Source organism: Nocardia sp. NPDC050710 (assembly GCF_040654375.1).
In the GTDB taxonomy this organism is placed as follows: Bacteria; Actinomycetota; Actinomycetes; order Mycobacteriales; family Mycobacteriaceae; genus Nocardia.
In genome coordinates this window covers 106,391-133,082 of record NZ_JBFAHV010000016.1, presented here as the reverse complement: position 1 = coordinate 133,082, position 26,692 = coordinate 106,391, and the positions used below count along the sequence as shown (strand labels likewise).

Here is a 26,692-nt window from a genome sequence, read left to right as displayed (position 1 = left end):
TGGGCCGCGACCGGCGCGTATTTCGGCGCGGGCGGTCCGTCTTCGACGGGACGATATCGGCGGCGACTCGTAGGGTGATCGCATCATGAAGCTCTCGAACCGGGTGTTGAACCGGACTTTGCTCGCCCGCCAGCACTTGCTGGAGCGCTCCGCACTGACCGTGCCCGAGATGTGTGACCATCTCATCGGGCTCCAAGCGCAGGACGTGCCGCCGCCGTTCATCGGATTGTGGAGTCGCATAGCGGATTTCGATCCGATGACCGTCTCGGACGGATTGGACGACCGGTCGCTGGTCCGGATCACCCTGATGCGCGGCACCATCCACCTGGTCACCCCGTCGGATGCGCTGCGGATCGCGCCGCATATTCAGCCGGAGCTCGAAAAGGTCCCGTTCCGTAAGGGTTTCAACTATGGCGCGATGGTCGGGTTGGATCCGGACGAAGTGCGTGAACGCGGCGAAGCGGTGCTGGGGGACGAGCCGATGTCGGCCGCCGAGATGCGGGCCAGGGCCGCCGAGCTCTACCCGGATCGGGACGCGGGCGCGGTATTGCAGACCTGGCTCTACCAGCTGCCGGTGTTGCAGACCCCGCCGCGCGGGAAGTGGAAGGACAACAGCAGGCCGGTCTGGTCCCGGGTGCAGCCGTGGCTGGGTGCGCCGCTGGAGCCGGGGTACGCGCTGGCGGAGTTGCTGGTTCGGTATCTGCGTGCCTTCGGCCCCGCCACCACGATGGATATGCAGACCTGGTCGAAGTTCACCGGCATCAAACAGGCGGTCGACAGCCTCGGTGACCGGGTGCGCACCTATACCGACGAGCGCGGCCGCACCCTCTACGACGTCGCCGACGCCGAACTGGCAGACCCCGATCTGCCCGCACCGGTCCGGCTGCTCGGCTGGTACGACAATGCGGTTCTCTCGCACCAGGATCGGACCCGGATCGTGCCCGACGGTGACGCGCCGCCATTGCGCGCCTTCGCGACCGCGGTCGCACCGGTGCTGATCGACGGCTATCTGGCCGGGCTCTACAAGATCTTCCCGAAGGCAACGGTGGCCCGGCTGCGTATCAGTCCGACCCGGGCCTGGTCGGCAGCCGAGCGCCGCGAGGTCGAGGCCGAAGCGCACGCGTTGCTCGAATTCCTGGAAGGTGACAGGGAGCCGCGCGTCGAGATCGTCGAACCGGGAGCGGATCTGCGGCCCTGAACCGAGCGGACTACTCCGCTGGTCGATCCGCCTGCCGATACGCGGGCGCCTTACTGCTGTGCGTGGGCGTCAGGGTCCGCAACAGCGGTAGCGTCCGATGCGGCACCACCGTCGACAGCACGATCACACTGTGCGAGCGCACCACCGAACTGGTCCGGTCGATGCTCAGCAGCACCGTCTGCAACCCCGCATGTGAATCCGCGCCGATCCGGCACCACACATCGCCCGACCCGGTGGTCGCGTACGCCTCCAGCACCCCGGGTATCCCGTCCAATTCGGCGGCTACCAGATCGAGCGCGCCCTGTGCGATCTCCAGCGTCACGAAGGCCTGGACATCGAAACCCGCTGCGGTGACGTCGATCTGGGGGTCGTAGGAGGCGATGACCCCGGATTCCTCCATGCGCCCGATCCGGGACTGGACCGTGGCCCGCGCGACCTTCGTCCGGCGGGACAACTCCAGGATCCCGGCCTTCTGATACTGGTGCATCGCGGTCAGGATGGCGAGATCCAACTCGTCCAATTTCGCCGGCGTACGGGACATGACGGCCTCCCTATCGGGCGCGAGCTGACTGCTGGCTGCCCAGCTCATGCTATTCAAATTGTCCAGCATCAAGGGGTGCCTGCTAGCCGAATTCGCCACAGTGCCTACCGAAATTTGTCGCAGTTGCCTACCGGCGGGCCACGGCGATTACCTTGGGATATGACCATCGAACACACGGGAACGGCGGCCGGCGAGGTGGGTGAGCGCTTGCCATCCGATGGTGAGCTGCGCGGGCTCGTCGGCCTGGTGGACCACGACGACAGCATTGATCCGTTCCCCGTCATCGGCTGGGACGCACTGGTGTGGGTGGTCGGCAATGCCACCCAGACCGCGCACTTCCTGCAATCCGCCTTCGGCATGCGATTGGAGGCCTATTCCGGCCCGGAGACCGGCAATCGCGACCACAAGGCGTTCGTCCTGCGCAGCGGTGCGGCCCGCTTCGTGATCAAGGGCGCGGTCGACCCGGACAGCCCGATGGTCGCCCACCACGACCGCCACGGCGACGGCATCATCGATATCGCGCTGGAGGTGCCGGATGTGGACCGGTGCATCGACTGGGCACGCGGGCACGGTGCCACCGTCCTGGTCGAACCGCATGAGGAGACCGACGAATTCGGCGCCGTCCGTGTCGCCGCGCTGGCCACCTACGGCGAGACCCGGCACACCCTGATCGACCGGTCCGCCTACTACGGGCCGTATCTGCCCGGTTATGTGGCGCGCGGCTCCGGCTATCGGCCGCGACCCGGCGCGCCCGTCCGATTGTTCCAGGCGATCGACCACGTCGTCGGCAATGTCGAACTGGGCATGATGGACCGCTGGGTCGAGTTCTACCACCGCGTCATGGGTTTCACGAATATGGCCGAATTCGTCGGCGACGATATCGCCACCGAGTACTCCGCGCTGATGAGCAAAGTGGTGGCCAATGGCAATCACCGGGTGAAGTTCCCGCTCAACGAGCCCGCGGTCGGCAAGAAGCGTTCGCAGATCGACGAGTACCTGGAGTTCTATCGCGGTCCCGGCGTCCAGCACATCGCGCTGGCCACCGGCGACATCCTGGCCTGCGTGGACGCGCTGCGCAGCGAGGGCGTCGAATTCCTGGACACCCCGGATGCCTACTACTCCGATCCCGAACTGCGTGCCCGCATCGGCCGGGTCCGGGTTCCGGTCGGAGAACTGCGTCGCCGCGGCATCCTGGTCGATCGCGACGAGGACGGCTATCTGTTGCAGATCTTCACCAAACCACTGGGTGACCGCCCGACCGTCTTTTTCGAATTGATCGAGCGGCACGGTTCACTCGGCTTCGGCAAGGGCAACTTCAAGGCCTTGTTCCAGGCGATCGAGCGTGAGCAGGAGGCCAGAGGCAACCTCTGAGCATCGTTGCCGAATTGTGTAGACCTGGCCTCGGGCCGTACCGCCGGTAGAGTTCACGGCATGCGGATCTGGTCGGCGCTCCTCACCGGTATGGCCCTGACATTGGTGCTGTCGGCCTGCGGGTCGGACGGCGATTCCGGTGATTCCGCCCCGCTGCGCCCGCCGCCGAAGGTCGCCACGCTCGGCCCGTTCGTCGGGGAGTGCGGTCACGTCACCGACGACGAGGTGCGCGATGTCGCGGGGCTCGGCCAGATCTCGCGGGTCTTCAAGAATTCGACCGGCTGCAACTGGCAGTCCGCCGGACTCGCCTCTCCCAGCGTCACTTTCGCCTCCTATCGTGGCAGCCCGATCGATCGGGAGAGGGCATGGGTGACCAGCGTCGGCCGGGCGCCGGACGCCATCGAGGTCGGCGGCCATCCCGGATTCCGCGCACTCGATCCGACCGGTACCGTCTGCGATCTCGCGATCCAGCTCGACGACGACTTCTTCGAATGGTCCATGTCGTACGGCCTGTTCCAGGCGGCGGGCAATCCGTGCGACAAGACGTACAAACTGGCCGAGCTGACCGTACAGCGGCTGAAGTGAGGGGCGCGAACATGATCGGGGCACGGATCGGCATTCGGCGGGTCGGCATCGCGGCGACCGCGCTCGCGCTAGCCGTCACGGCGGCGGGCTGCGGCAAGACGATTTCGGGTTCGGCCTATCCCGCGGGTGGCAGCCAGTCGGTGAATGTCAACTTCGACAAGTTGCTACGCGAATGCGAGGTGGTGGCGCCGGACAAGATCGGCGAGGCGGTCGGCGACGCGCAGATCGTCGACGGTTCGTTCAACGGCGCGGTCTGCATGTGGGATGTGGAGGACGCGCCGGGCGGCAACGCGATGGTCACCCTGAACTGGTACGAGATCGGTTCACTGAACAACGAGAAGATCACCAACGACAAGCTCGGTTACATCACCGGCAATGTCACCGTGCAGGGCAGACGCGGTTTGGAGACGAGGCGTCCCAACGATCCCGACTCCTGCGGCGTCAGTGCCAGTGCTGCGGATACCGGCGTCGTCGGCTGGTGGATCAACTATCGGGCGGGTACCACGCATCCGGATCCGTGCGCCGCGGCCAAAACGCTTGTCGAGCTGACCTTGAATCTGGCCAGGTGACAGACTCGATTTCCGACCCCACTTTGACCCTGTCTCGGGATCGCGGGTATCGTGGATCGCTGTGCCCGGAAGCATGCGGGCAATTTCGTGCTCTGACGTAAGCCAGCGAAAGCGGCCGACTTCTCCGGCGTGCCCGGAATTCGGGTTATGTCCGGCGCACGACACGCCCGACCTCGGGACGCGAGAAACGTGGTCGGACGTGCGAGTGAAGGCTCGATGACAGCGGTGTGAACGATCGGAAACGCCGCCGAATTGAACACAGCGGCGCGAGCGCCGGGCCCGGAGGCGGTAGCGAAGCGTCACCACGAAGGGCCCCGTGAGCGCCGCCAATTGAACACAGACATGAAGTTTCAGACACCGCGTTAGACAACAAGGAAAGCCGGTCTATGCCAACCATCAACCAGCTGGTCCGCAAGGGTCGTCGTGACAAGGTCGCCAAGACCAAGACCGCGGCCCTCAAGGGGAGCCCGCAGCGTCGTGGCGTGTGCACCCGCGTGTACACCACGACCCCGAAGAAGCCGAACTCCGCGCTGCGTAAGGTCGCGCGTGTTCGCCTGACCAGCGCGGTCGAGGTCACGGCTTACATCCCGGGTGAAGGCCACAACCTGCAGGAGCACTCGATGGTGCTCGTGCGTGGCGGTCGTGTGAAGGACCTCCCCGGTGTTCGCTACAAGATCATCCGCGGCTCGCTCGACACCCAGGGTGTGAAGAACCGCAAGCAGGCCCGCAGCCGCTACGGCGCCAAGAAGGAGAAGAGCTGATATGCCACGCAAGGGCCCCGCACCCAAGCGTCCGCTGATCAACGATCCGGTCTACGGTTCGCCGCTGGTCACTCAGCTGGTCAACAAGATCCTGCTGGACGGCAAGAAGTCCACCGCCGAGCGCATCGTCTACGGCGCGCTGGAGCAGGCGCGCGAGAAGACCGGCACCGACCCGGTCGTCACCCTCAAGCGTGCGCTGGACAACGTCAAGCCGTCGCTCGAGGTCAAGCCTCGCCGCGTCGGTGGCGCCACCTACCAGGTGCCGGTCGAGGTCCGTCCGGGCCGCGCCAACACCCTGGCGCTGCGCTGGCTGGTCAACTTCTCCCGCGCCCGTCGTGAGAAGACCATGATCGAGCGCCTGGCCAACGAACTGCTCGACGCCAGCAATGGCCTCGGTGCTTCGGTCAAGCGTCGCGAAGACACCCACAAGATGGCCGAGTCGAACCGGGCATTCGCGCACTACCGCTGGTGATTGCTGTCCGGCCCGTCGCTTGTGTCGGCGCCGGAAGGCACACGGCAGGAGAGGTCAAGGTCCGGAGGCGGCAGCCAGTCGTCACCACGTAGGGCCTCCTATCCTGCCTGGTCGATACAGTCGGAGCGGCACTTCGGTGCTGCTTTCGGCGTTGACATAGTGATGACCCGACATGGGTCTCGTACCCGAAGATCCCAACTAGCTACGAGCGGGGAAGATTTCCGTGGCACAGGACGTGCTCACCGACCTGAACAAGGTCCGCAACATCGGCATCATGGCCCACATCGATGCCGGTAAGACCACCACTACCGAACGCATCCTCTTCTACACCGGTATCACCTACAAGATCGGTGAGGTCCATGACGGCGCGGCCACCATGGACTGGATGGAGCAGGAGCAGGAGCGTGGTATCACCATCACCTCCGCAGCCACCACCTGCTACTGGAACGACAACCAGATCAACATCATCGACACCCCCGGACACGTCGACTTCACGGTCGAGGTGGAGCGGTCGCTGCGCGTGCTCGATGGCGCGGTCGCGGTGTTCGACGGTAAAGAAGGCGTCGAACCCCAGTCGGAGCAGGTGTGGCGTCAGGCCGACAAGTACAACGTGCCGCGTATCTGCTTCGTCAACAAGATGGACAAGCTCGGTGCGGACTTCTACTTCACCGTGCAGACCATCAAGGATCGCCTGGGTGCCAAGCCGCTGGTCATCCAGCTGCCGATCGGCGCCGAGGACACCTTCGAGGGCATCGTCGACCTGGTCGAGATGAACGCGAAGGTCTGGAAGGGCGAGACCAAGCTCGGCGAGAAGTACGAGGTCCAGGAGATCCCGGCCGATCTCGCGGAGAAGGCCGAGCAGTACCGGCAGGAACTGCTGGAGATCGTCGCCGAGTCGGATGAGGCGCTGCTGGAGAAGTTCTTCGGCGGCGAGGAGCTCTCGATCGAGGAGATCAAGGGCGCCATCCGCAAGATGACGGTCAACTCCGAGCTCTACCCGATCCTGTGCGGTTCGGCGTTCAAGAACAAGGGCGTGCAGCCCATGCTCGACGCCGTGATCGACTACCTGCCGACCCCGCTGGACGACGGCGGCACCGACGGTCACGTCCCCGGCAAGGAGGACGAGGTCCTGCACCGCGACGCGAGTGTCACCGAGCCGTTCTCGGCGCTGGCGTTCAAGATCGCCGTGCACCCGTTCTTCGGCAAGCTGACCTACGTCCGCGTGTACTCGGGCAAGGTCGACTCCGGCGCCCAGGTCATCAACTCGACCAAGGGCAAGAAGGAGCGTCTGGGCAAGCTGTTCCAGATGCACTCCAACAAGGAGAACCCGGTCGGCGCGGCCCAGGCGGGCCACATCTACGCGGTCATCGGTCTGAAGGACACCACCACGGGTGACACCCTGTGCGATCCGCAGAACCAGATCGTGCTGGAGTCCATGACCTTCCCGGACCCGGTCATCGAGGTCTCGATCGAGCCCAAGACCAAGTCCGACCAGGAGAAGCTGGGCACCGCCATCCAGCGTCTCGCCGAAGAGGATCCGACCTTCTCGGTGAAGCTGGACGACCAGACCGGCCAGACCATCATCGGTGGCATGGGCGAGCTGCACCTCGACATCTTGGTCGACCGCATGAAGCGGGAGTTCAAGGTCGAGGCGAACGTCGGCAAGCCGCAGGTCGCCTACCGCGAGACCATCACCAGGCCGGTCGAGAAGCTCGAGTTCACCCACAAGAAGCAGACGGGTGGTTCGGGTCAGTTCGCGAAGGTGATCATCGCTCTCGAGCCGTTCGTCGGCGAGGACGGTGCGCACTACGAGTTCGAGAACAAGGTCACCGGTGGTCGCGTGCCGCGCGAGTACATCCCGTCGGTGGACGCCGGTGCACAGGATGCCATGCAGTACGGTGTGCTCGCTGGCTACCCGCTGGTCAACCTGAAGGTGACCCTGCTCGACGGTGCATACCACGACGTCGACTCTTCGGAGATGGCGTTCAAGATCGCCGGCTCGCAGGCCCTGAAGGAAGCGGCCCGCAAGGCCGGTCCGGTGATCCTCGAGCCGCTGATGGCGGTCGAGGTCATCACGCCCGAGGATTACATGGGCGATGTGATCGGCGACCTGAACTCCCGCCGTGGCCAGATCCAGGCCATGGAGGAACGCAGTGGTGCCCGTGTCGTCAAGGCGCTGGTTCCGCTCTCGGAGATGTTCGGCTACATCGGTGACCTGCGGTCGAAGACCCAGGGCCGGGCGAACTACTCCATGGTGTTCAACTCGTACGCGGAGGTTCCGGCCAACGTGTCGAAGGAGATCATCGCCAAGGCGACCGGCGAGTAGACCGCTCGGGGCCGAGTGCCAGACTCGGCCCCGGGTGCCGGGCGTCAGTTTTACCTGATCCTCGCGTCCGCGGGGATGATCCACGCACTGCTGCAAATGCACGCACCAACAAGTCCAGGAGGACCCAAAAGTGGCGAAGGCGAAGTTCGAGCGGACGAAGCCGCACGTCAACATCGGCACCATCGGTCACGTCGACCACGGCAAGACCACGCTGACCGCAGCGATCACGAAGGTGCTGGCTGACAAGTACCCGGATCTGAACGAGGCCTCGGCCTTCGACCAGATCGACAAGGCGCCGGAGGAGAAGGCTCGTGGTATCACGATCAACATCTCCCACGTCGAGTACCAGACCGAGAAGCGCCACTACGCGCACGTCGACGCCCCGGGTCACGCTGACTACATCAAGAACATGATCACCGGTGCGGCGCAGATGGACGGCGCCATCCTCGTGGTCGCGGCCACCGACGGCCCGATGCCGCAGACCCGCGAGCACGTGCTGCTCGCCCGTCAGGTCGGCGTGCCCTACATCCTGGTCGCGCTGAACAAGTCGGACATGGTCGACGACGAGGAAATCCTCGAGCTCGTCGAGATGGAGGTCCGCGAGCTGCTGGCCTCGCAGGAGTTCGACGAGGAAGCCCCCGTCGTGCGTGTCTCCGGTCTCAAGGCGCTCGAGGGCGACCCGAAGTGGACCGAGTCGGTGCTGGAGCTCATGGCCGCGGTCGACGAGTCCATCCCGGACCCGGTTCGTGAGACCGAGAAGCCGTTCCTGATGCCGGTCGAGGACGTCTTCACGATCACCGGTCGTGGCACCGTCGTCACCGGTCGTGTCGAGCGCGGCATCATCAACGTGAACGAGGAAGTCGAGATCGTCGGCATCCGCGAGAAGAGCACCAAGACCACCGTCACCGGTATCGAGATGTTCCGCAAGCTGCTCGATCAGGGCCAGGCGGGCGACAACGTCGGTCTGCTGGTTCGTGGTATCAAGCGCGAGGATGTCGAGCGCGGCCAGGTCGTCGTGAAGCCGGGCACCACCACCCCGCACACCGAGTTCGAGGGCCAGGCGTACATCCTGTCGAAGGACGAGGGCGGCCGCCACACCCCGTTCTTCAACAACTACCGTCCGCAGTTCTACTTCCGTACCACGGACGTGACCGGTGTCGTTACCCTCCCCGAGGGCACCGAGATGGTCATGCCGGGCGACAACACCGAGATGAGCGTCAAGCTGATCCAGCCGGTCGCCATGGACGAGGGCCTGCGCTTCGCGATCCGCGAGGGTGGCCGCACCGTTGGTGCCGGTCGCGTCACCAAGATCGTCAAGTGATTCTCTGAATCTCTGATCGCCTACGGCGTCGCTCCTCCGGGAGCGGCGCCGTTCGGCGTTTCGGGGGAGTCCCCACGTCCGCGGACGAGGTCTGTTGTGCCGACGCGATATTCGGTCGACACCGTGGGCCGGGGGCGGGTAGAACGGTGACATGGTTACAGCACATCCGCGTACGCGGTAGTTATCGGCAGAGTGTCACAGGTGGCGCGCTGTCGGCGCCGCGTGACACGATGCTCGTGCCGTCACCGGAACGCACCAACTAGGCGAGCGTCTCTCTTCGGACGAAACTAGTTGATGGAGTGGGGGATTCCCATGACGCGTGCGATGTCGGCCGATCTGGGCAGGGTCCGCAATATCGGGATCATGGCGCATATCGATGCCGGGAAGACGACGACCACCGAACGCATCCTGTACTACACCGGCGTCACCTACAAGATCGGTGAGGTGCACGACGGCGCGGCCGCCATGGACCGCATGGTGCAGGAGCAGGAACACGGCATCACGATCGCCGCGGCGGCGACCACCTGTTTCTGGAACGACAACCAGATCAACATCATCGACACCCCTGGACACGTCGACTTCACGGTCGAGGTGGAGCGGTCGCTGCGCGTGCTGGACGGCGCGGTCGCGGTATTCGATGCCAAGGAGGGTGTCGAACCGCAGTCGGAGCAGGTGTGGCGTCAGGCCGACAAGTACAACGTGCCGCGTATCTGCTTCGTCAACAAGATGGACAAGCTCGGTGCGGACTTCTCCTTCACCGTGCGGACCATCAAGGATCGCCTGGGCGCCGAGCCGCTGGTCATCCAGCTGCCGATCGGCGCCGAGGACACCTTCGAGGGCATCGTCGACCTGGTCGAGATGAACGCGAAGGTGTGGCGCGGCGAAACCGGACTCGGGGAACGGTACGAGGTCGTCGAGATCCCGGCCGAGTTGCGCGAGCGGGCCGCACGGTACCGCAGGCAGCTGCTGGAGGCCGTCGCCGAATCGGACGAGGCGGTGCTGGAGACATATGTCGCGGGGATCGAACCGTCGGCCGAACAGCTGAGGTCCGCGATCCGGCGCCTGACGGTGAATTCCGTTGTGTACCCGGTGCTGTGCGGTTCGGCGTTCAAGAACAAGGGCGTGCAGCCGATGCTCGACGCGGTCGTCGACTACCTGCCCTCCCCGCTGGACGCGGGCGGTGCGGACGGTCATCCGCCGGGCGATGAGCAGACGGTCGTACACCGGGCCGCCGCCGTGGACGAACCGTTCGCGGCGCTGGCGTTCAAGGTGGCGGCGCACCCGTTCTTCGGCACGCTCACCTACCTTCGGGTGTACTCGGGACGCGCCGAAGTCGGTGCCGCCGTGATCAATTCGACGAAGGGACGAAAGGAGCGTTTGGGCAAGCTGTTCCAGATGCACTCGAACAAGGAACATCCGATCGACCAGGCGCGGGCGGGGCACATCTGTGCCGTCATCGGTCTGAAGCACACCACGACCGGCGACACCCTGTGCGATCCGAACGATCAGATCGTGTTGGAGTCGATGACCTTCCCGGACCCGGTGATCGAGGTGTCGATCGAGCCGAAGACCACCTCCGATCAGGACCGGCTCGGCGTCGCGATCCAGCGGTTCGCCGAGGAGGATCCGACCCTCGCGGTCACGGTCGACGCCGAGACCGGCCAGACCGTTCTCGGCGGTATGGGCGAGCTGCACCTGGATATCGTCCTGGACCGGATGAAACGCGAGTTCAAGGTCGAGGCTCATATCGGCAAGCCGCAGGTCGCTTACCGCGAGACCATCACCGCCGCCGTGGACCGGTACGAGCACACCCACCGCAAGCAGGTGGGCGGGCGCGGCCAGTTCGCGAAGGTGGTCGTCGCGGTGGCGCCCCTCGTGGCCCCGGACGGCGCGATCTACGAGTTCGAGAGCCGGGTGACCGGCGGACGGGTTCCGAAGGAGTACATCCCTTCGGTCGATGCGGGCGCGCAGGATGCCCTGCGTTACGGCGTGCTCGCGGGCTATCCGATGGTGAACGTGCGGGTGGAGCTGCTCGACGGCGCCGCGCACGTCCAGGACTCATCGGATCTCGCCTTCCGCACCGCCGGCGCGCAGGCGGTCCGGGCCGCGATCGCCCGGGCTCGTCCGGCGTTGCTGGAGCCGGTCATGGCCGTCGAGGTCGTCACCCCGGAGGAATACCTGGGTGAGGTCATCGGCGACCTGAACTCGCGCCGCGGCCGGATCCGGGACCTTGCCGAGCGCGGTGGCGCCCGTATCGTCACGGCGCTGGTGCCGCTGCAGGAGATGTTCGGCTACATCGGTGACCTGCGGTCCAAGACCCAGGGCCGGGCGAACTACAGCATGGTCTTCGATTCGTACGCGGAGGTTCCGGCCGCCGTGGCGAAGGAGATCATCGCACGGGTCACCGGCTGACCGAGGCGGCGTCGCCCCGAAAGGGGCGGCGCCGCTTCCCGGATCGGCCCGCGCGCGTCATGTGCTGTTCGCCCCTTCCGAGCGACGACAGCTGACAAAATGCCGCCGCCTCGGTGACCATGGACAGGGGACATCGGATGATTCGGAGGACGTAATGAGCAAACTCGATGCCGAACTCACGGTCGTCGAGGGCACCCTCGCCCACGGCCTGCCGTATCTCGCCTTCGGCGCGGGGCGGCCGCTGGTGTTCCTGCGCTGGTTCAGTCCGGACCACGCCAACCCGACCGGCTGGATGCGGACCTCGGAAATCAAGTCGCTGACGCCGCTGGCCCGGCGGTTCCGGGTGTACGCGGTGAACCGGGCGCCGGGCATGGCCGAGGGCACGACCATGGCCGATATCGCGGCCCAGCACGCGGACGCCCTGCTGGCCGAATTCGACGGTCCGGTGGACGTTCTCGGAATTTCGTCGGGCGGTTCGCTCGGTTTGCAGCTGGCCGCGGACCATCCGGCCGCGGTGCGCAGGCTGGTGATCGCGGCCTCGGGCTATCGGTTGGAGGATGACGCCCGCGCCAACCAGCTCAACTATGCCGAGGCGGCCTTCGCGGGCCGCCGCGCCCTGCACCATATGGCCCCGAACTCGTCGCAGCTGCGGGACCGACTGATCACGGCGGCGATGTGGCTGGCCGACCCGCTGCTTCGCCCCGAGAATCCGGCCGACACCCTCGCCTTCGTGCGCGCCGAGGATGCCTTCGACCTCTCCGCTCGCCTCGGCGATATCGAGGCGCCCACCCTGGTGATCGGCGGCGAGCGCGACGAGTTCTATCCGACGGCCAACTTCCGTCGCACCGCCGACGGAATTCCGGACTCGCACTTGATCATCTACCCGAATATCGGGCACACCGCGGTGCTCACCCACCCGAGATTCGCCCGGGATATCGCGAGCTTCCTCGCCGCGGCCTGACCGTCAGCAGTTGCTCGGCGCCGGTTCGCCGCGGAAGCGGGCATCGAGCCACGTCACAGCGGCTGGGACGCCGAGCGCCGCGGCCGACAGATGTTCGGGTGAGAAGGTCAGCTCGGACTGCAACCGGACTCCCGCCGCGCAGTAGCGCCGGTTGGTATTGACGACGGAATCCACCGGAATCAACGGGTCCGACTCCGAATGCCATTCGAAGATGGGCATTGTCGGCACACCATCGAATAGTTCCAGGCTGTTCTCCTCGACCACCGCGCGCGCCGTTGGGTTGCTGGCCATCGACATACTGCTCGCGAAGTCACGCACGCTGCGCCCGGCGCCGACGGCGAGAATTTCGTTTGTGCATCCGTTGGCCATCCGTTCGCGCGCCGCCAGCCCCTGTGCGTTCATCGAGTCGCTGATCGGGAATCGGTCCGGGTATTCGCGTTCCAGGCCGATTCCGGCCGCCATCATCAAACCGAAGGCCGGGTGCGGGTTGTAATTCAGGGCTTCGAGCATCGCCACCATATTCGTCGGCACCCCGCCGGCAGCGGCGCCGACGATATCGAGTTCCGGCGCATAACGCGGTTGCAGGGCGGCGGCCCACGCGGTGGCCATACCGCCGCCCGAGTAGCCCGCCATCGCGACCGGGCTGTCGCGCAGGTCGAGCTCCGGCACCTTCCGTACCGCGCGAATGCCGTCGAGGGTGATCTGCCCGCCGAGTCGAGCCGCTCCGTAGGCGGAGTTGGGGCCGAGGTGATCGGGCAGCGCGACGCTCCACCCGTGCGCCAGCGCCGCATTCAGCGCCACCGCCTCGCGGATCTGCAGCATCGGGTCCTCGGTGTAGAGAAGCCGGGAGATGGCGCATTTGGTGCCCAGCGCATTGATGATGTGCTGGTAGGAGAGCAGCGGTGCGCCGGGTCGACGCTCGTGCGGGGTGAGCACCGTTGAGGTGGCCGCGATCGGAAACCCGCGCGAATTGGTGGAACGGAATTTGATCATGGTCACCGTCGCGCCGGGAAAGATCAACAGCGGCGGCATGGCTCTGGTTTCGAGCACCTGGCCCGGTGCCTTGGCGCCGATATCGGCCGGCGTGGCATAGAAAGGATCCGGGTCGGGCTGTGGATAGATGGGTGTGGCCGCGGCGCTGCCAGGGCCGAGCAGCAATGCCGCCGTCGCGCCGCTGACCAGCGTGGCGCTGATGGTGCGACGTACGAGACCTCGGGTGACTCTCGGAATCTGCACCAGCCGATCATGGTCACCGATACCCCTCGGCAAGGTGAAGGTGAGTCTTTCAGATTCTCGGGTTCCGGAATTCAGCCGAGCTGCGTCATACCCGCCGCCACCACCCGCGCGACATTGAATACCTCGTCGGAGGTGGGGATCGGGACGCCGTCGAGCGCGTGTAGCCGGTCGGTGCTCGCGATCGCGAACATGGCCGACACCCAGGCCGCGGCGCAGGCGCGCAATGTGAGCGGCTGCACCGGTCCCGGCGCGCTGGCCTGCAACACGCGGGCGGTCACGTCGAGCAGTTGGTCGCGCAGCCGCCGCAGCTGGCGGCGCACATCGGGGTGGGTGTCGGCCTCGCGCCACATGATGACGCGCAGCACCGACGAGTGGTGGTCGCGCAGATTCAGCGCGGCGTCGAGGTTGACCAGACTGGCCGCCGGATCACCGGGCGCGATCACGGTGCCGATGTCGTCGATGGGCTGCGCGGGCACCCGTTCGGCCATCAGCGTGGACAGGATCGAGCTCTTGGTGGGGAAGTAATAGAAGACCAAACCCTTCGGCACGCCCGCGGCGCCCGCGATGGCCGCGGTCGCGGTCGCGTCGAATCCCTGGGCCGCGAAGAGCCTTTCCGCGGCATCCAGGATGAGCTGCCGGGCGTCGCCGTCGACTTTCGCGCTCCGGCGACGACCGGCGGACCGATGTGGCTTCGGCATCTGCATCAGTGATGCGGAGCCATCTCGTGCAGACGCGCCGACATGGCGGGCAGCGCCGCCACCGCGACCACTACCGTCACGACCCCGACCACCCACGCGGTCCAGGATGCGCCCCGGTACTCGGTGAAGTTCATCGCCCAGGGGGAGATGAACAGCAGCGCGCCGAACAGGCCCATCGCGTAGTCGAGCGCTGCCATCGCGGGCCGAGCGATCTGCGCCAGGCCGGTGAGGGCGATGAGCACGCCGAGCACGACCAAGGACCACATGGCGCGGTCATTGGTCTCGACCCAGAAGGTCGAGAGCGCGGCAAAGAGTCCGAGCACGACGGCCAGGCCGTCCTGTGCGCGGCTTTCGGTGAACATGGTGTGCCTCCTCGGGCGTCGAAACTATGTTCTACCTCTGGGTATAGTCCTGATTGACCGCCCGATCAATATCGGAATGAATACGATTGCGCGGCGATCACCCCGTCACGGGAGAGCTGCCCGCACGCGCGAAACCAAGCAGACGTTAGGGTAACTTCGTACCGACTGTGAAGGGATGGCCGCATGACTGCGCCGATCGTGATCATCGGGGCCGGGCTCGCCGGCCTGCGCACCGCCGAGGAGTTGCGGCGGGCCGGGTACGAGGGCGAACTCGTCCTCGCCGGAGACGAACCGCGACTGCCCTATGACCGCCCGCCGCTGTCCAAGCAGTTCGTTCGCGGCGAAACCGACGACACGACGCTGCGGCCCGCGGAATTCTTCGACGAGAAGCGGATCGACCTGCGGCTGAGCACCCAGGCGACCGGGGTGGACACCGCCGCCCGCCGCGTGACGATGGCCGACGGCAGCACCCTGGACTACGCCCAGCTCATCATCGCCACCGGCCTGCGGCCGCGCCGCCTGCCCGGCCTACCCGATCTGAAGGGCGTGCACGTGCTGCGCGGGCATGCCGACGCCGCCGCGCTGCGAGCCGAATTGGCCGGGGCCGGAAAGGCTCTCGTGATCGGCGCGGGTTTCATCGGCTGCGAACTCGCCGCGAGCTTCCGCGCGGGCGGGATCGAGGTGGTGCTGGTAGAGCCGCAGCCGACCCCGCTCGCCTCGGTACTCGGCGAACAGGTCGGCGCCCTGGTGGCCCGGATGCACCGCGCCGAGGGCGTGGATCTGCGCTGCGAAACCGGCCTGGATACCTTTCTGTCCGACGGCGCGGACCGCGTGCGCGGCGCCCGACTGGCAGACGGTTCCGAGGTGGCCACCGATCTGGTCGTCATCGGTGTCGGCTCCAGGCCGGTCACCGAATGGCTCGCCGAATCCGGTATCGCGCTGGCCGACCCGACCGCCGGTGGCGGGGTGCTGGCCGACGAGGTGGGCCGCACCTCGGCCGAGGGCGTCTGGGCGGTCGGCGACGTCGCCGCCTGGCTGCTCGAGACCGGCAGGCGTAAGCGGGTCGAACATTGGACCAATGCGGGCGAGCAGGCCAAGCTGCTGGCCTGTGCGTTGCTCGGCGTCGAACCGCCCACCGCGGCGCGGGTGCCGTACTTCTGGAGTGATCAGTACGACGTGAAGATCCAGGCCCTCGGCACTCCGAGTGCGGGTGACGACGTGAGCGTCGTCGCCGACGACGGTCGCAAATTCCTCGCCTACTACTCCCAGGGCGGCATTCTGACCGGTGTCGTCGGCGCGGGGATGACCCCGCAGGTCATGAAGGTCCGCGCCAAGATCGCCGCGGGCGCTCCGGTCGCCGATCTGCTCGCCTCGGCCTGAGCTACCTCACTCGGCGTGGCCGGGTGCGAGCTCCGGCCGGATAGGGCGGGCCGTCGGGCTGTAATACGGTGGTCGGGTGATCGTCGCGCTCATCGATTCCGGGCTGGGGTTGCTGCCCACGGCCGCTTGGCTGCGCAAGCTGCGGCCGGATGTCGACCTGCTGTTGCAGTTGGACCCGGATGGCGCGCCATGGGGACCGAAGCCGGAGCAGTGGGTGATCGACCGGGTGGTCGAGGCCGCGCGGACCTCGTTGCGGCACGGCGCGGAGGTCATCGTGTTGCCGTGTAATACCGCGAGCGTGACGGCGCTGGAACAGGTGCGGGCGGAGGTCGGACCCGGCGTGCCGGTGATCGGCACCGTCCCCGCGATCAAACCGGCCGCCGCCGTATGTCGTTCGGTGGCGGTGTGGGCGACCGCCGCGACCACGGCCAGCAAGTACCAGGCCGACCTGATCGCGAAGTTCGGCGGTGACGCCGAAGTGGTCGGCGTGGCGTGCCACGGTCTCGCCGATTCGATCGACGGCGGCGATCTGGTCGCCGCGAAGGAATCCATCGCCCGCGCGGCCGAGCAGACCCCCGCCGATGTCGAGGGTGTGGTGCTCGGCTGCACCCACTACCCGCTCGTCATCGATGCGATCCTCGCGGCGCTGCCCGAGGGTGTCCGCCTTTTCGACAGCGCGCAAGCCGTTGCCGCGCAGACGATCCGGCGCATGGATGGGCTGGGCAGGCCCACCACCGGCAATGGTGAAGTGCGCGTGCTGAACAGCGGCCGTCCCGGCGAATTGCCGCCCGGCGCAGCATCGTTCGAGTCCGGCCGGATACTCGGCGCGCAGATCTGAGCCGACCGGCCCCGGCGGTATCGAATTGCCCCGGGCCGCAGACACTATCGGGAACGGGAGGTTCGCGATGACCGAGGTCGCCCCGACCGCGGCGGACGTTCGGACGGCTCTGGCCGCGGTGGCCGATCCCGCCGACGCCGTACACCTGCGGCGCTTCTTCAAAACCGGACCCGGCGAATACGGCGAGGGGGATGTATTCATCGGTGCCCGGGTTCCGGCCACCCGCACGGTCGCGAAACGCTTTGCCGCACTACCGCTCGGCGAGATCGACGAGCTGCTCGACAGCGAGGTGCACGAGCATCGCCTGGCGGCCCTGGTGATTCTGAATGCCCGCTTCGCCAGGGCGGCCAAGCCGCGCACGCTCGATACCGACGGTCAGGCCGCGATGGTCCGGCTCTACCTCGACGCGGTGTATCGCGGACGGGTGAACAACTGGGATTTGGTCGACGTGTCGGCCGAGAATGTGATCGGACCGTGGCTGCTGGACCGGCCGAGGGATCTGCTCTTCGAACTGGCGCGGGCGGATTCGATCTGGGAGCGCCGTGTCGCGCTGCTGACCACCTTCGCCTTCATCAAGGCGGGCGACGCGACCACCACCTTCGCGCTGTGCGAGCAACTGCTGAGCGATCGCCGCGATCTGATCCAGAAGGCGGTCGGCTGGATGCTGCGCGAGGTCGGCAAGCGCATCGACCGCGCGCTGCTCACCGGCTTCCTGGATGACCATGCCGCCGCGATGGGCCGCACGGCACTGAGTTATGCCACCGAGCACCTCGAACCGGCCGAGCGGGCGGCCTACCGCGCTCGATAGGCCGCCGTGGCTTCAGAACTGGATCTTGAGGTGGTCGGTGACCGGCCGCGCCTGGCAGCCGAGGATATAGCCGTTCTCGATATCCTCGGGGTCGAGGATCTCCGCATTCGCCATCTCGACCTTGCCCTCCAGCACCGTGCAGGCGCAGGAACCGCATTCGCCTTCCTGACAGGAGTACGGCACGTCGAGGCCCTTGGCCAGCATGATGTCCACCAGCGTCTGCTTGCGCGGCCACGCCAGCTCGTGCACCTCGCCGTCCAACTCGACCTCGACGGTGGCGGCGTCGGCGACCTCCTCGTCGCTGATCGCGACCGGCGCCTGATCCGCGAACGGGTCTCCGGCAAGGGAATTGAACACCTCGGCGTGCGTGCGTGAGCGCGGCACGTCGAGCTGGGCCAGTGCGTCGTGCACCCGGTCCATGAACGGCTTCGGCCCGCACATGAAGGCGTTGTAGTCCGCGTACGGCGCCACCAGACCGGCGAGGCCGTCGACCGTCGGCAGTCCCTGGAGGTACTCCAGCCAGTGGATCACGATGAGCCGCTGCGGATGCTTGTCGGCGAGCTCGCGCAGCTCGGCGGCGAAGATGACGCCCTCGGGGTCACGGTTGGCGTACACCAGCACGATCCGGCCGTTGCCGCGCGCCAGCGCCGACTTCAGGATGGACATTACGGGCGTGATGCCGCTGCCCGCGCCGAAGAGCAGCAGGTCATCGTCCAGATCCTTGGGTGTGAAAACGCCGGAGGGCGGCAGCACTTCGATCTGATCGCCGGCCTTGACGTTGTCGCACACCCAGTTCGAGCCGTAGCCGCCCAGCGTGCGCTTGACGGTGACCTTCGGCTTGTCATCGGTGTAGGGCGAGCTGGCCAGCGAATAGCAGCGGGCCACCGAGCCGGTGAGGTCGCTGGGGATGCGCAGCGTGAGGAACTGCCCTGGCTTGTACGCGAACTTCTCGCGCGCTTCCTCGGGTACGTCGAAGACCAGCGAACGGGTGTCGGCCGTCTCGGTGATGACCGCGGCGACCCGCAGCACGACCGAACGCGAACCGTGTGGAACCTCGACGGTAGTCATCTCGTCCTCTCGAACCTGGCACTGTCGGCCGCAGCAGACAAAACTAGAACGTGTTTCAGTTTCATCGTACGTCGGACTCCGGCTGGTGGACAAGCTGGGCCTCCAGCCCGGCGATCAGCACCTCCATGCCGAAGTCGTAGGCGTACCTGCCGCGCAGGTCCGCCATGTACTTGGTGGCCCGTTCCACCACATCCGGCAGTGCCACATCCGACAGCGGCGCGCGGTCGCGCGGATTCACCCGGCGGCGGCCGAACAGGTAGGTGTGAATGGTCGCGTAGGCGGCCAGCACATTGCGGTCGGTGAAACCCGCCTCGACCAGGATCTCCATAATCGAGGCGATCAGGTCCAGCTGCTTGCCGAGCATCTGCTCGATCAGGACATCGCCGAGTCCGGGATGCTTGCGTAGCTTCTCATCGATCTGGTCGATGAGCTCGCGCAGCCTGTGCTGCCACGGTCCGGATTCCGGCGGTGGCTTGCGAACCCCGGTCAGCGCGGCGGTGGCGACCAGGTCGAGTAGCTCTCGCTTGTCGGCGACGTAGTAGTACGGCGCCATGGGGGAGACGCCGAGTTCGCGGGAAAGTCGCCGCATGGACAGTTTTTCCACACCGTCTTCGCGAACCACGCGCAGTGCGGCCTCGACGATCTCGGACTCCGAGAGTGTCTGATTGGCGGTGTTCCCGGTCCCTCCGTGGTTACGCAAGCTTCCGCCTCCGGGTCTGACGCTCACACCGCTGTGTCTGATTGGCGGCGTTCCCGGCCCCTCCGTGGTTACGCAAGCTTCCGCCTCCGGGTCTTGCGCTCACACCGCTGTGTATTGCCGCCCCCGCTGGCCTGCATACGTCCGACTCCCATGCCACCTCTACCGCCGCGGGCGTGGGTTCCGCCCGACACGTTCTGTTCAGCTGCTTTCCACCGGAAGTCTAGAGTGCGTCGACCCGGGCCGGTTCGGCTGCGGGGGCCGGGTGTCCGGGTGGCCGCGCCGCCCGATGGTCCCGATGGCCACGCGGGGGCGCAAGCCCCGTCCCATCGATTGGAACGTGTTTCACTTCCGTTCTCATTGTGGTTATCGTGTGTGACTGGGACTACACAGGTAGCCACGACCCGTTATCGACTCGGAGGTTGTCATGCCGCACACGTTCACCGCACCGAACGACACCGATGAAACCGAGCTCGTCGACGAGACGCTCATCGAAGAGGTGTCCATCGACGGCATGTGCGGCGTCTACTGACGCCCGGGTGACGACCATGCTCGATCTCGATACCCGATGGCAACTGCACCCGCGGGTCGCCCTGCGCCCGGAATCCTTCGGTGCGCTGCTGTACCACTTCGGCACCCGCAAACTCTCCTTCCTGAAGAGTCCGCGGATCGTCGAGATCGTGCGGTCGTTGCCGGAGCACGCGACGGCGCGTTCGGCCCTGCGCGCGGCGGGCATCCCCGATGACCGCGCCACGCCGTACATCCGGGCGCTTGCGCAACTGGCCGATGGTGAGATGATCGTCGGCGCGCCGGAGCACCTGCCCGGCGCCGCGGGTACCGCGCCCGCGGTGGCGCAGGCCGTCCGGCCCGATGCGGGGGTGGTCCCGCGGTCGGACGGTGCTGTGCTTGCCCACCCCGCCGGCTCCGCCGACTGCCGTCCCCCTGTGCTCACCCACCCCGCCGGCTTCGCCGACTGCCGTCCCCCTGTGCTCACCCACCCCGCCGGCTTCGCCGACTGCCGTCCCCCTGTGCTCACCCACCCCGATAAGGCCGTGCGCCTGATAGATCGGTTCGAGACCGGTCTGGCCGCGCCGATCTGCCTGACCTGGGAACTCACCTACGCCTGCAACCTGTCGTGTGTGCACTGCCTGTCCTCCTCGGGCCGGCGCGACCCGCGCGAGCTGAGTACCGAGCAGTGCAAGGCGCTGATCGACGAGTTCGAGCGCATGCAGATCTTCTACGTCAATATCGGCGGTGGCGAACCCACTGTGCGCCCGGACTTCTGGGAGCTGGTGGACTACGCGACCGCGCACCATGTCGGAGTCAAGTTCTCCACCAACGGTGTTCGGATCACCCCCGAGATCGCGGCGCGTCTCGCCGCCAGTGACTATGTGGACGTTCAGATTTCGCTGGATGGCGCCGATGCCGAGGTCAACGACGCGGTGCGCGGCCCGGGCTCCTACGATATGGCGATCCGGGCGCTGGAGAATCTGGCCGCGGCGGGCTTCCGGGACGCCAAGTTGTCGGTGGTCGCCACCCGGCACAACATCCCGCAGCTCGACGAGTTCAAGGCGATCGCGGAAAAGTACGGCGCCACACTGCGGTTGACCCGGCTGCGGCCGTCGGGCCGCGGCGCGGACGTATGGGATGAACTGCACCCGACCCCGGACCAGCAGCGGGTGCTCTACGACTGGCTGGTGCGCAACGGCGACGGCGTGCTCACCGGCGACTCGTTCTTCCATCTGTCGGCCTTCGGTGCGGCGCTGCCCGGGCTGAACATGTGCGGTGCGGGCCGGGTGGTCTGCCTGGTCGACCCGGTGGGCGATGTCTACGCCTGCCCGTTCGCTATCCACGACCGGTTCCTGGCCGGGAACGTGGTGTCGGACGGCGGTTTCGACAGCGTCTGGCGCGATTCGGAGCTCTTCGCCGAGTTGCGTGAGCCCAGCGGTGGCGGCGCCTGCTCCAGCTGCGCGCACTACGACTCCTGCCGGGGCGGCTGCATGGCGGCGAAGTTCTTCACCGGGCTGCCATCGGACGGTCCGGACCCGGAGTGCGTACAGGGCTACGGTGAGGCGGCATTGGCCGATACCGGTCGGATGATCCCGCGCTCGACGGTCGACCACTCCCGCACATCCGCCCCGCGCAAGCGCAAGTCCGGTCCTATCCCGCTGACGCTGTCGGTGTCCCGGCCCGCGGCGCTGTCGGGTGCGGCCGCCGCTACTGTGCCCACGCCCGCACGACGTCCGTCCCGCGCCTGTGACGAGAATCCACTGGGCTGATGTCGTTCCGATTGCCAGTGGTGCGCTGGCAATCGGAACAGCGGCCGCCGCCGAAGGACTATCCCGAGATTGCCCCCGCGTTGCCAGAGGAGAGAATCCGAGTGGCCGCAACCTTGCCGCAAACGCTGATTCGCGGATACCACCGATGCCCGCCGACGGATTCACACGGAATTCCGTCCTTTTTTCCGGACCGATGATGCCTGCGCGCGAATCTCCGCCTAGCATGCCAGGAATGCGCCATGATCGCCTGCCCGACGGATTCGGGGTGCGGATCGATCCACGGGTACGCGCATACTCCGGAGGGCGCATCTTGATCGGGGGTTCGCCCGCCCGGTTGCTGCGACTTGCCCCGGAGGCCGCCGAGATGATCGGCGACGGGTACCTCGAGGTCACCGGCCCGAAATCCGCCGTCGTTGCCAGACGACTGCTCGATTCCGGGGTCGGCAACCCGCGTCCCCGGCTATTGCCGTCGCCGGACGACGTGACCGTCATCGTGCCGCTGCACAACAACGCGGACGGCCTCGCTCGATTGCTCACGACCTTGCGCGGGCACAACGTGATCGTCGTCGACGACGGCTCGGACCAACCTGTGCAAATTCCGCGCAATCGCGGCACCCGCTGCCGCGTGACGGTGCTCCGGCACGACCGCAAGCAGGGCCCGGCGGCCGCGCGCAATGCCGGACTGCGGGCCTCGACAACCGAATTCGTGGCCTTCCTCGACTCCGACGTCGTGCCGCGCAGCGGCTGGCTGGAGGTCATGCTCGGGCATTTCAGCGACCCCGAGGTGGCGCTGGTGGCGCCCCGCATCGTCGCGCTGGATCCGGAGTCGAACGCACTGGCCCGCTACGAGCACACCCGGTCCTCACTGGATCTCGGCAGACGCGAGGCGGCGGTGCAGTCGCGCGGACTGGTGACCTATGTGCCGAGTGCGGCATTGCTGGTGCGTCGCCACGCGCTGCTGGCCGAGGGCGGCTTCGACGAGTCCATGCAGGTGGCCGAGGATGTCGATCTGTGCTGGCGGCTGGAACAGGCGGGCTGGCGGCTGCGCTATGAGCCCGCCGCCCATGTCGCGCACGACCACCGCGTCTCCTTCCGGTCCTGGTTCAGCCGAAAGATGTTCTACGGCACCGGGGCCGCACCACTGGGAGAACGTCACGACGCGGGCATGGTGTCGCCGCTATCGGTGCCGTCCTGGACGGTGCTCGCCGCCTTCCTCTTCGCCACGCTGTCGAAGTGGGGCCTGCTGGGTGGACTGATCACCCTCGCGACCGCCCTGGTCCGACTACGCCGGGTATTCGCCGAATTGGACAATCCGACCCGGATCGCCGCCATCTATCTCGCGCGCGGCTTCTTCGCCGGGCTGTGGCGACTGGCATCCGCGATGTGCAGGCACTACTGGCCGGTGACGCTGGTGGCGATGGTGGCCTCGCGGCGAATTCGGCGGATCGCGGTGACCATGGCGGTGGCCGACGGCCTCGCCGACTGGTTCACCCACCGCGACGCGGGCGGGCTGGATCCGTTCCGGTACCTGGCCTACAAGCGCATGGACGATATCGCCTACGGCACGGGGTTGTGGCTCGGCGCTTTCCGTGCGCGCAGCGTCGACGCGCTCAAACCGACGCCGCCACCGCGCTGAGATGTCGGCGCACCGAATGAACCGAAGTCCGTGACCGATACGTTGATCGTCGGTGCGGGGACCGCGGGCTGTCTGCTCGCGGCCCGGTTGAGCGAGGACCCGAACCACAAGGTGCGGTTGGTGGAGGCGGGCCCGGCATGGTCCACCGCGGACGAGATACCGGCGGAGCTGCTGCGCGCCGATCGTATGCCGGTGGGTCCCGAATCGCCGTGGCTGTGGCGTTATCCGGCCCTGCTGACGGCCGACGATGCGGGCCACGGTGTTTCGACCGAACTCGTACGCGGCCGCGTGCTCGGCGGATCCGGAGCGATCAACGGCGGCTATTTCGTTCGTGCGCTCGCGGCCGATTTCACGGCATGGTGCCGCGAACTCGGTGGCTCCGCGGAATGGTCGCTAGACGCCGTATTACCCGCCTACCGGCAAATCGAGCGCGATCACGATTACGGCGACGATCCGGGGCACGGCGGTAGCGGTCCGATACCCGTGCGCCGCATCATCGATCCGACTCCGGTCAGTGTCGAATTCGCGGCGGTCGCCGCGGCGGCGGGTTATCCCGAAATACCCGACCTGAATGCGCTGCCCGGACCGGTGATCACGAACGGTTTCGGGCCGGTGCCATGCAATGTCGAACGGGGTTTGCGGATCGGTACCGCGACGGCCTGTCTGCTGCCCGCGCTCGCGCGGCCCAATCTCACCGTTTCCGGCGGAATTACCGTGACACGCATTCGATTCGACGGCACCGTGGCCGTCGGCGTGGACTATCGCGCCGGATCCGCCACCGGCACCATCCCGGCCGACCGCATCGTGGTCTGCGCGGGTGCGGTGGAATCGGCGGCGCTGCTGCTGCGTTCCGGTGTGGGCGACCCCGAGCACCTACGGGCGCTGGATATTCCGGTCGTCCACCCGGCGCCCGTCGGCGACTGGTTCTGCGATCACCCCGAGATCGGTCTCGGGTACCGCATCGGGTCCGCAGCCTCCGGATCGGGCAGCGTCCCGCTGGAGTACGTGCTGGAACTCGACGATATCGAAATCCGGCCGTACGCACTGCCATTCACCCCGGATACGCAGGCGCGCAGGCTCGGTGTCGCGCTGATGCGCCCTCGGTCCGCTGGCGTGCTGCGTCTCCATTGCGCCGATCCGGATATCGCGCCGCGGCTCGAGTATCGGTATCTGTCTGCGGCGCACGATCGGGAGCGGCTGAGCGCGGCGGTGTCGCTCGCCGCCGACCTGCTGCACCGCATCCCCGGCGTCCGGCAACCGCACCGTCCGCCCGCCGGTGTGGGCGTGGCCTGGCTGCGCGCGAATCTCGCGACCTCGCAACATTTGTCGGGCACCTGCCGAATGGGCGCCGCGGGTGATGAGCGCGCGGTGGTGGACGAGCGGTGCCGGGTGCACGGAGTGAGTGGATTGTCGGTGGTCGACCTGTCGGTTGTCCCGGTCCCACTGAGTAGGGGACCGCAGGCGACTGTCATGATGATTGCCGAACACGTTGCGGACCACTTCACATAATGAAGTGAAAGACGTGTAGGTCACAATCGTGGCAGATCTGAACCGGGTGTGACCTGGCGGACAAACGAGAGCATCCGCCCTTGCCTCGGAATATGCGCCGGTACAGTTTGGGGCGGAAAGAAAGGCAAATGGTCAGCAATCTTGCAGGTGGGCGGCCCCCACGGCGGAGTGGCGATCGAGTGAATGTCGAACCGGGCACGCAACTCGGCGCACTCGAAGCCTATGCCGCACAGGCACATGGATATCTTAGCGCGGGCGGTGAACAGCTGTCGCAGCTAGCCGGTCTGCTGCGTCCCCTGGTGCTCGAATCCTGGCTGCGCAGCGTCCGGGGCGGCATCGAGCCCATGGACGTGCTGAGCGGGCGCGGACTGCGCGGCGCGGATCTACAGCGCTACCGGGACGCGCACCCGATCGCGGGCCTGATGCCGCTCATCGACAAACTGCTCGTACAGGACACGGCCCGAACGGGTTTGATCGTCGCGGTCGCGGATCAGTTCGGTCGCGTGCTGTCCATCCACGGCAATCCCGAACACGTCACGGCGGCGGCCGAGATCGGTCTGCGCGCCGGTGACGATCTGAGCGAGCGCCGCGTCGGGACGAATGCGGTGGGTCTGGTGGTGCGCACAGGCCGGGCCACCTGGATCCACGGACCCGAGCACTTTCTGCATCGCATGCACCAGATCACCGGTGCCGCTGCGCCGGTACATGATCCGGACGGCAGGCTGGTCGGCGTGCTGATGATCGCCGGCGGGGTGCGGGTGGCCAAACCGGAGATCCTGGCGCTGGTGAAGGCCACGGCGACCGCGGCCGAAATGGATCTGCTGCTCGCCGCGATGCGTGCGGAGCAGCACGGCGCGGGGCGATCTCAGCGCGAACCCGCGGTGACCGATGCGGGCAGGCTCGGCCTCGACGTCCTCGGGCTCGGTCAGCCGCAGCTGACCATCGCCGGTGATCGAGTTCCCTTGTCGCAGCGGCACGCCGAGATCTTGCTGCTGCTCGCCGAGCACCCCGAGGGACTCGGCGCCGACCATCTTGCGCTGCTGCTCGACGATACGGACTTGGACAACGGCACGATCCGCGCCGCGATGTCGCGACTGCGCTCGGTGGTGGGGCCGACCGTCTTCGGTTCGCGCCCTTACCGGTTGCGGGTGCATGTCGCAACCGATGTGGAGGCGCTGCGCGCCGCACTCGACTCCGGTGATGTCGATTCCGCATTACGCCTTTATGCCGGACCGGTGCTGCCGAGATCGGCCGCCCCGGGGATTATCGACATCCGCGACGAGCTCCGGGTGCGGCTACGCACCGCGGTGCTCAGTTCCGGCGATTCCGCCGTACTGCGCCGGTGGACCGCGGGGGCCGAGGGGCGTGACGATGCCGCGGCATGGGCCGCCTACCGCGCGACGGTGGATCGGGACTCGCCACTATATGCGCAGATCGAAGCCAAAATTCGAGTGCTCGATCGACGCTTGGGCGCCGATGCAACGCGGATGCAACGTTCGGGCTCATAGTCTTCACATCCGAAAGTGCGATAGCTCACATATGCGGCGTACATGTGGCCGCGCGCACAGTCCTGTCCTCAGGTTTCACCCCCGTGAGTGCTTCTGAACAAGCGTCCAGAAGTTTTTAGTGGAACTTGTTCCTTTTTATTAACTTTGGGCTTAGTG

General features: G+C 66.8%; 24 protein-coding genes and 1 pseudogene. 19 read left to right on the top strand and 6 right to left on the bottom strand.

All coding sequences use genetic code 11. The annotated features are described in order from the left end of the window. Nucleotides 1-85 precede the first annotated feature (85 nt). Nucleotides 86-1,198, top strand: coding sequence for a winged helix DNA-binding domain-containing protein (locus AB0H61_RS24805; protein WP_357308572.1), 1,113 nt, complete (start codon nt 86-88; stop codon nt 1,196-1,198). A 10-nt stretch (nt 1,199-1,208) separates the two neighbouring features. Here AB0H61_RS24805 and AB0H61_RS24800 read toward each other — a convergent pair whose 3' ends face one another. Beyond that, nucleotides 1,209-1,739, bottom strand: coding sequence for an Lrp/AsnC family transcriptional regulator (locus tag AB0H61_RS24800; protein ID WP_357308569.1), 531 nt, complete (start codon nt 1,737-1,739; stop codon nt 1,209-1,211). 159 nt (nt 1,740-1,898) lie between these two features. Between AB0H61_RS24800 and hppD the strand changes: the two genes are divergently transcribed. The 9 genes from hppD to AB0H61_RS24755 all read left to right on the top strand — a co-directional run bounded on the left by hppD (nt 1,899) and on the right by AB0H61_RS24755 (nt 12,517). Further along, nucleotides 1,899-3,110, top strand: a complete 1,212-nt coding sequence (hppD, locus tag AB0H61_RS24795) for a 4-hydroxyphenylpyruvate dioxygenase (protein WP_357308566.1) — start codon at nt 1,899-1,901, stop codon at nt 3,108-3,110. A 60-nt stretch (nt 3,111-3,170) separates the two neighbouring features. Further along, nucleotides 3,171-3,695, top strand: a complete 525-nt coding sequence (locus tag AB0H61_RS24790) for a DUF3558 domain-containing protein (protein ID WP_357308563.1) — start codon at nt 3,171-3,173, stop codon at nt 3,693-3,695. A gap of 11 nt (nt 3,696-3,706) precedes the next feature. Continuing rightward, nucleotides 3,707-4,264 carry a DUF3558 domain-containing protein gene (locus AB0H61_RS24785; protein WP_357308560.1) on the top strand — a complete coding sequence of 186 codons (558 nt, stop codon included), beginning with the start codon at nt 3,707-3,709 and terminating at the stop codon, nt 4,262-4,264. A 386-nt stretch (nt 4,265-4,650) separates the two neighbouring features. Continuing rightward, the gene (rpsL, locus tag AB0H61_RS24780; protein WP_014353064.1) at nt 4,651-5,025 is read left to right on the top strand and encodes a 30S ribosomal protein S12; all 375 of its coding nucleotides are present in this window, start codon (nt 4,651-4,653) and stop codon (nt 5,023-5,025) included. Between the two features lies 1 nt (nt 5,026). Beyond that, nucleotides 5,027-5,497 carry a 30S ribosomal protein S7 gene (rpsG, locus tag AB0H61_RS24775; protein WP_357308557.1) on the top strand — a complete coding sequence of 157 codons (471 nt, stop codon included), beginning with the start codon at nt 5,027-5,029 and terminating at the stop codon, nt 5,495-5,497. Nucleotides 5,498-5,720: 223 nt separating this feature from the next. Continuing rightward, nucleotides 5,721-7,823 (top strand): elongation factor G, encoded by a 2,103-nt coding sequence (gene fusA / locus AB0H61_RS24770; RefSeq protein ID WP_357308554.1) that lies wholly within the window; start codon nt 5,721-5,723, stop codon nt 7,821-7,823. A 130-nt stretch (nt 7,824-7,953) separates the two neighbouring features. Then, a complete protein-coding gene (gene tuf, locus AB0H61_RS24765; protein ID WP_357308551.1) occupies nt 7,954-9,144 on the top strand; it encodes an elongation factor Tu in 1,191 nt (396 codons plus the stop codon). Nucleotides 9,145-9,456: 312 nt separating this feature from the next. After that, nucleotides 9,457-11,556 (top strand): elongation factor G, encoded by a 2,100-nt coding sequence (gene fusA / locus AB0H61_RS24760; protein ID WP_357308548.1) that lies wholly within the window; start codon nt 9,457-9,459, stop codon nt 11,554-11,556. A gap of 154 nt (nt 11,557-11,710) precedes the next feature. Next, a complete protein-coding gene (locus AB0H61_RS24755) occupies nt 11,711-12,517 on the top strand; it encodes an alpha/beta hydrolase (protein WP_357308545.1) in 807 nt (268 codons plus the stop codon). Nucleotides 12,518-12,520: 3 nt separating this feature from the next. Here the strand turns inward: AB0H61_RS24755 and AB0H61_RS24750 are convergent, their stop codons facing one another. The 3 genes from AB0H61_RS24750 to AB0H61_RS24740 form a co-directional block, all read right to left on the bottom strand. Continuing rightward, nucleotides 12,521-13,675, bottom strand: coding sequence for a lipase family protein (locus AB0H61_RS24750; RefSeq protein ID WP_357308749.1), 1,155 nt, complete (start codon nt 13,673-13,675; stop codon nt 12,521-12,523). 149 nt (nt 13,676-13,824) lie between these two features. Beyond that, on the bottom strand, nt 13,825-14,451 hold the full coding sequence (locus AB0H61_RS24745; RefSeq protein ID WP_357308542.1) for a TetR/AcrR family transcriptional regulator: 627 nt from the start codon (nt 14,449-14,451) through the stop codon (nt 13,825-13,827). A gap of 5 nt (nt 14,452-14,456) precedes the next feature. Next, nucleotides 14,457-14,813, bottom strand: a complete 357-nt coding sequence (locus tag AB0H61_RS24740) for an SPW repeat protein (RefSeq protein WP_357308539.1) — start codon at nt 14,811-14,813, stop codon at nt 14,457-14,459. Between the two features lie 183 nt (nt 14,814-14,996). On the opposite strand from AB0H61_RS24740, the gene AB0H61_RS24735 reads away from it, so the two are divergent. The 3 genes from AB0H61_RS24735 to AB0H61_RS24725 all read left to right on the top strand — a co-directional run bounded on the left by AB0H61_RS24735 (nt 14,997) and on the right by AB0H61_RS24725 (nt 17,839). Next, entirely contained in the window at nt 14,997-16,193 is a 1,197-nt protein-coding gene (locus tag AB0H61_RS24735; RefSeq protein WP_357308536.1) for an FAD/NAD(P)-binding oxidoreductase, read from the top strand. A gap of 76 nt (nt 16,194-16,269) precedes the next feature. Then, the gene (locus AB0H61_RS24730; RefSeq protein ID WP_357308533.1) at nt 16,270-17,031 is read left to right on the top strand and encodes an aspartate/glutamate racemase family protein; all 762 of its coding nucleotides are present in this window, start codon (nt 16,270-16,272) and stop codon (nt 17,029-17,031) included. Nucleotides 17,032-17,098: 67 nt separating this feature from the next. Beyond that, entirely contained in the window at nt 17,099-17,839 is a 741-nt protein-coding gene (locus AB0H61_RS24725) for a DNA alkylation repair protein (protein ID WP_357308530.1), read from the top strand. A gap of 12 nt (nt 17,840-17,851) precedes the next feature. Here the strand turns inward: AB0H61_RS24725 and AB0H61_RS24720 are convergent, their stop codons facing one another. Beyond that, nucleotides 17,852-18,907, bottom strand: a complete 1,056-nt coding sequence (locus tag AB0H61_RS24720; RefSeq protein WP_357308527.1) for a ferredoxin--NADP reductase — start codon at nt 18,905-18,907, stop codon at nt 17,852-17,854. Nucleotides 18,908-18,968: 61 nt separating this feature from the next. Continuing rightward, nucleotides 18,969-19,607, bottom strand: a complete 639-nt coding sequence (gene mftR2, locus AB0H61_RS24715) for a mycofactocin system transcriptional regulator MftR2 (RefSeq protein WP_357308524.1) — start codon at nt 19,605-19,607, stop codon at nt 18,969-18,971. 424 nt (nt 19,608-20,031) lie between these two features. On the opposite strand from mftR2, the gene mftA reads away from it, so the two are divergent. From mftA to AB0H61_RS24685, 6 genes and pseudogenes are all read left to right on the top strand, one after another. Beyond that, on the top strand, nt 20,032-20,136 hold the full coding sequence (gene mftA / locus AB0H61_RS24710; protein WP_357308521.1) for a mycofactocin precursor MftA: 105 nt from the start codon (nt 20,032-20,034) through the stop codon (nt 20,134-20,136). 16 nt (nt 20,137-20,152) lie between these two features. Continuing rightward, a pseudogene (mftB, locus tag AB0H61_RS24705) lies at nt 20,153-20,395 on the top strand (mycofactocin biosynthesis chaperone MftB); the annotation flags it as partial. 237 nt (nt 20,396-20,632) lie between these two features. Next, on the top strand, nt 20,633-21,883 hold the full coding sequence (mftC, locus tag AB0H61_RS24700; protein WP_357308746.1) for a mycofactocin radical SAM maturase: 1,251 nt from the start codon (nt 20,633-20,635) through the stop codon (nt 21,881-21,883). 232 nt (nt 21,884-22,115) lie between these two features. Further along, the gene (gene mftF / locus AB0H61_RS24695) at nt 22,116-23,519 is read left to right on the top strand and encodes a mycofactocin biosynthesis glycosyltransferase MftF (protein ID WP_357308518.1); all 1,404 of its coding nucleotides are present in this window, start codon (nt 22,116-22,118) and stop codon (nt 23,517-23,519) included. A gap of 30 nt (nt 23,520-23,549) precedes the next feature. After that, on the top strand, nt 23,550-25,028 hold the full coding sequence (gene mftG, locus AB0H61_RS24690; protein WP_357308515.1) for a mycofactocin system GMC family oxidoreductase MftG: 1,479 nt from the start codon (nt 23,550-23,552) through the stop codon (nt 25,026-25,028). A 179-nt stretch (nt 25,029-25,207) separates the two neighbouring features. Continuing rightward, the gene (locus tag AB0H61_RS24685; RefSeq protein WP_357308512.1) at nt 25,208-26,536 is read left to right on the top strand and encodes a GAF domain-containing protein; all 1,329 of its coding nucleotides are present in this window, start codon (nt 25,208-25,210) and stop codon (nt 26,534-26,536) included. The last annotated feature ends 156 nt before the right edge of the window (nt 26,537-26,692 follow it).

What these genes read in the sequence shown, in the direction of transcription:
- AB0H61_RS24790 (WP_357308563.1), top strand. Translation starts at nt 3,171, where the DNA reads ATGCGGATCTGGTCGGCGCTCCTCACCGGTATGGCCCTGACATTGGTG.
- AB0H61_RS24745 (WP_357308542.1), bottom strand. Translation starts at nt 14,451, where the DNA reads ATGCCGAAGCCACATCGGTCCGCCGGTCGTCGCCGGAGCGCGAAAGTC.
- mftF (WP_357308518.1), top strand. Translation starts at nt 22,116, where the DNA reads ATGCGCCATGATCGCCTGCCCGACGGATTCGGGGTGCGGATCGATCCA.
- hppD (WP_357308566.1), top strand. Translation starts at nt 1,899, where the DNA reads ATGACCATCGAACACACGGGAACGGCGGCCGGCGAGGTGGGTGAGCGC.
- rpsG (WP_357308557.1), top strand. Translation starts at nt 5,027, where the DNA reads ATGCCACGCAAGGGCCCCGCACCCAAGCGTCCGCTGATCAACGATCCG.
- AB0H61_RS24805 (WP_357308572.1), top strand. Translation starts at nt 86, where the DNA reads ATGAAGCTCTCGAACCGGGTGTTGAACCGGACTTTGCTCGCCCGCCAG.
- AB0H61_RS24800 (WP_357308569.1), bottom strand. Translation starts at nt 1,739, where the DNA reads ATGTCCCGTACGCCGGCGAAATTGGACGAGTTGGATCTCGCCATCCTG.
- mftA (WP_357308521.1), top strand. Translation starts at nt 20,032, where the DNA reads ATGCCGCACACGTTCACCGCACCGAACGACACCGATGAAACCGAGCTC.
- AB0H61_RS24785 (WP_357308560.1), top strand. Translation starts at nt 3,707, where the DNA reads ATGATCGGGGCACGGATCGGCATTCGGCGGGTCGGCATCGCGGCGACC.
- AB0H61_RS24740 (WP_357308539.1), bottom strand. Translation starts at nt 14,813, where the DNA reads ATGTTCACCGAAAGCCGCGCACAGGACGGCCTGGCCGTCGTGCTCGGA.
- AB0H61_RS24755 (WP_357308545.1), top strand. Translation starts at nt 11,711, where the DNA reads ATGAGCAAACTCGATGCCGAACTCACGGTCGTCGAGGGCACCCTCGCC.
- rpsL (WP_014353064.1), top strand. Translation starts at nt 4,651, where the DNA reads ATGCCAACCATCAACCAGCTGGTCCGCAAGGGTCGTCGTGACAAGGTC.
- AB0H61_RS24720 (WP_357308527.1), bottom strand. Translation starts at nt 18,907, where the DNA reads ATGACTACCGTCGAGGTTCCACACGGTTCGCGTTCGGTCGTGCTGCGG.
- fusA (WP_357308548.1), top strand. Translation starts at nt 9,457, where the DNA reads ATGACGCGTGCGATGTCGGCCGATCTGGGCAGGGTCCGCAATATCGGG.
- AB0H61_RS24735 (WP_357308536.1), top strand. Translation starts at nt 14,997, where the DNA reads ATGACTGCGCCGATCGTGATCATCGGGGCCGGGCTCGCCGGCCTGCGC.
- AB0H61_RS24725 (WP_357308530.1), top strand. Translation starts at nt 17,099, where the DNA reads ATGACCGAGGTCGCCCCGACCGCGGCGGACGTTCGGACGGCTCTGGCC.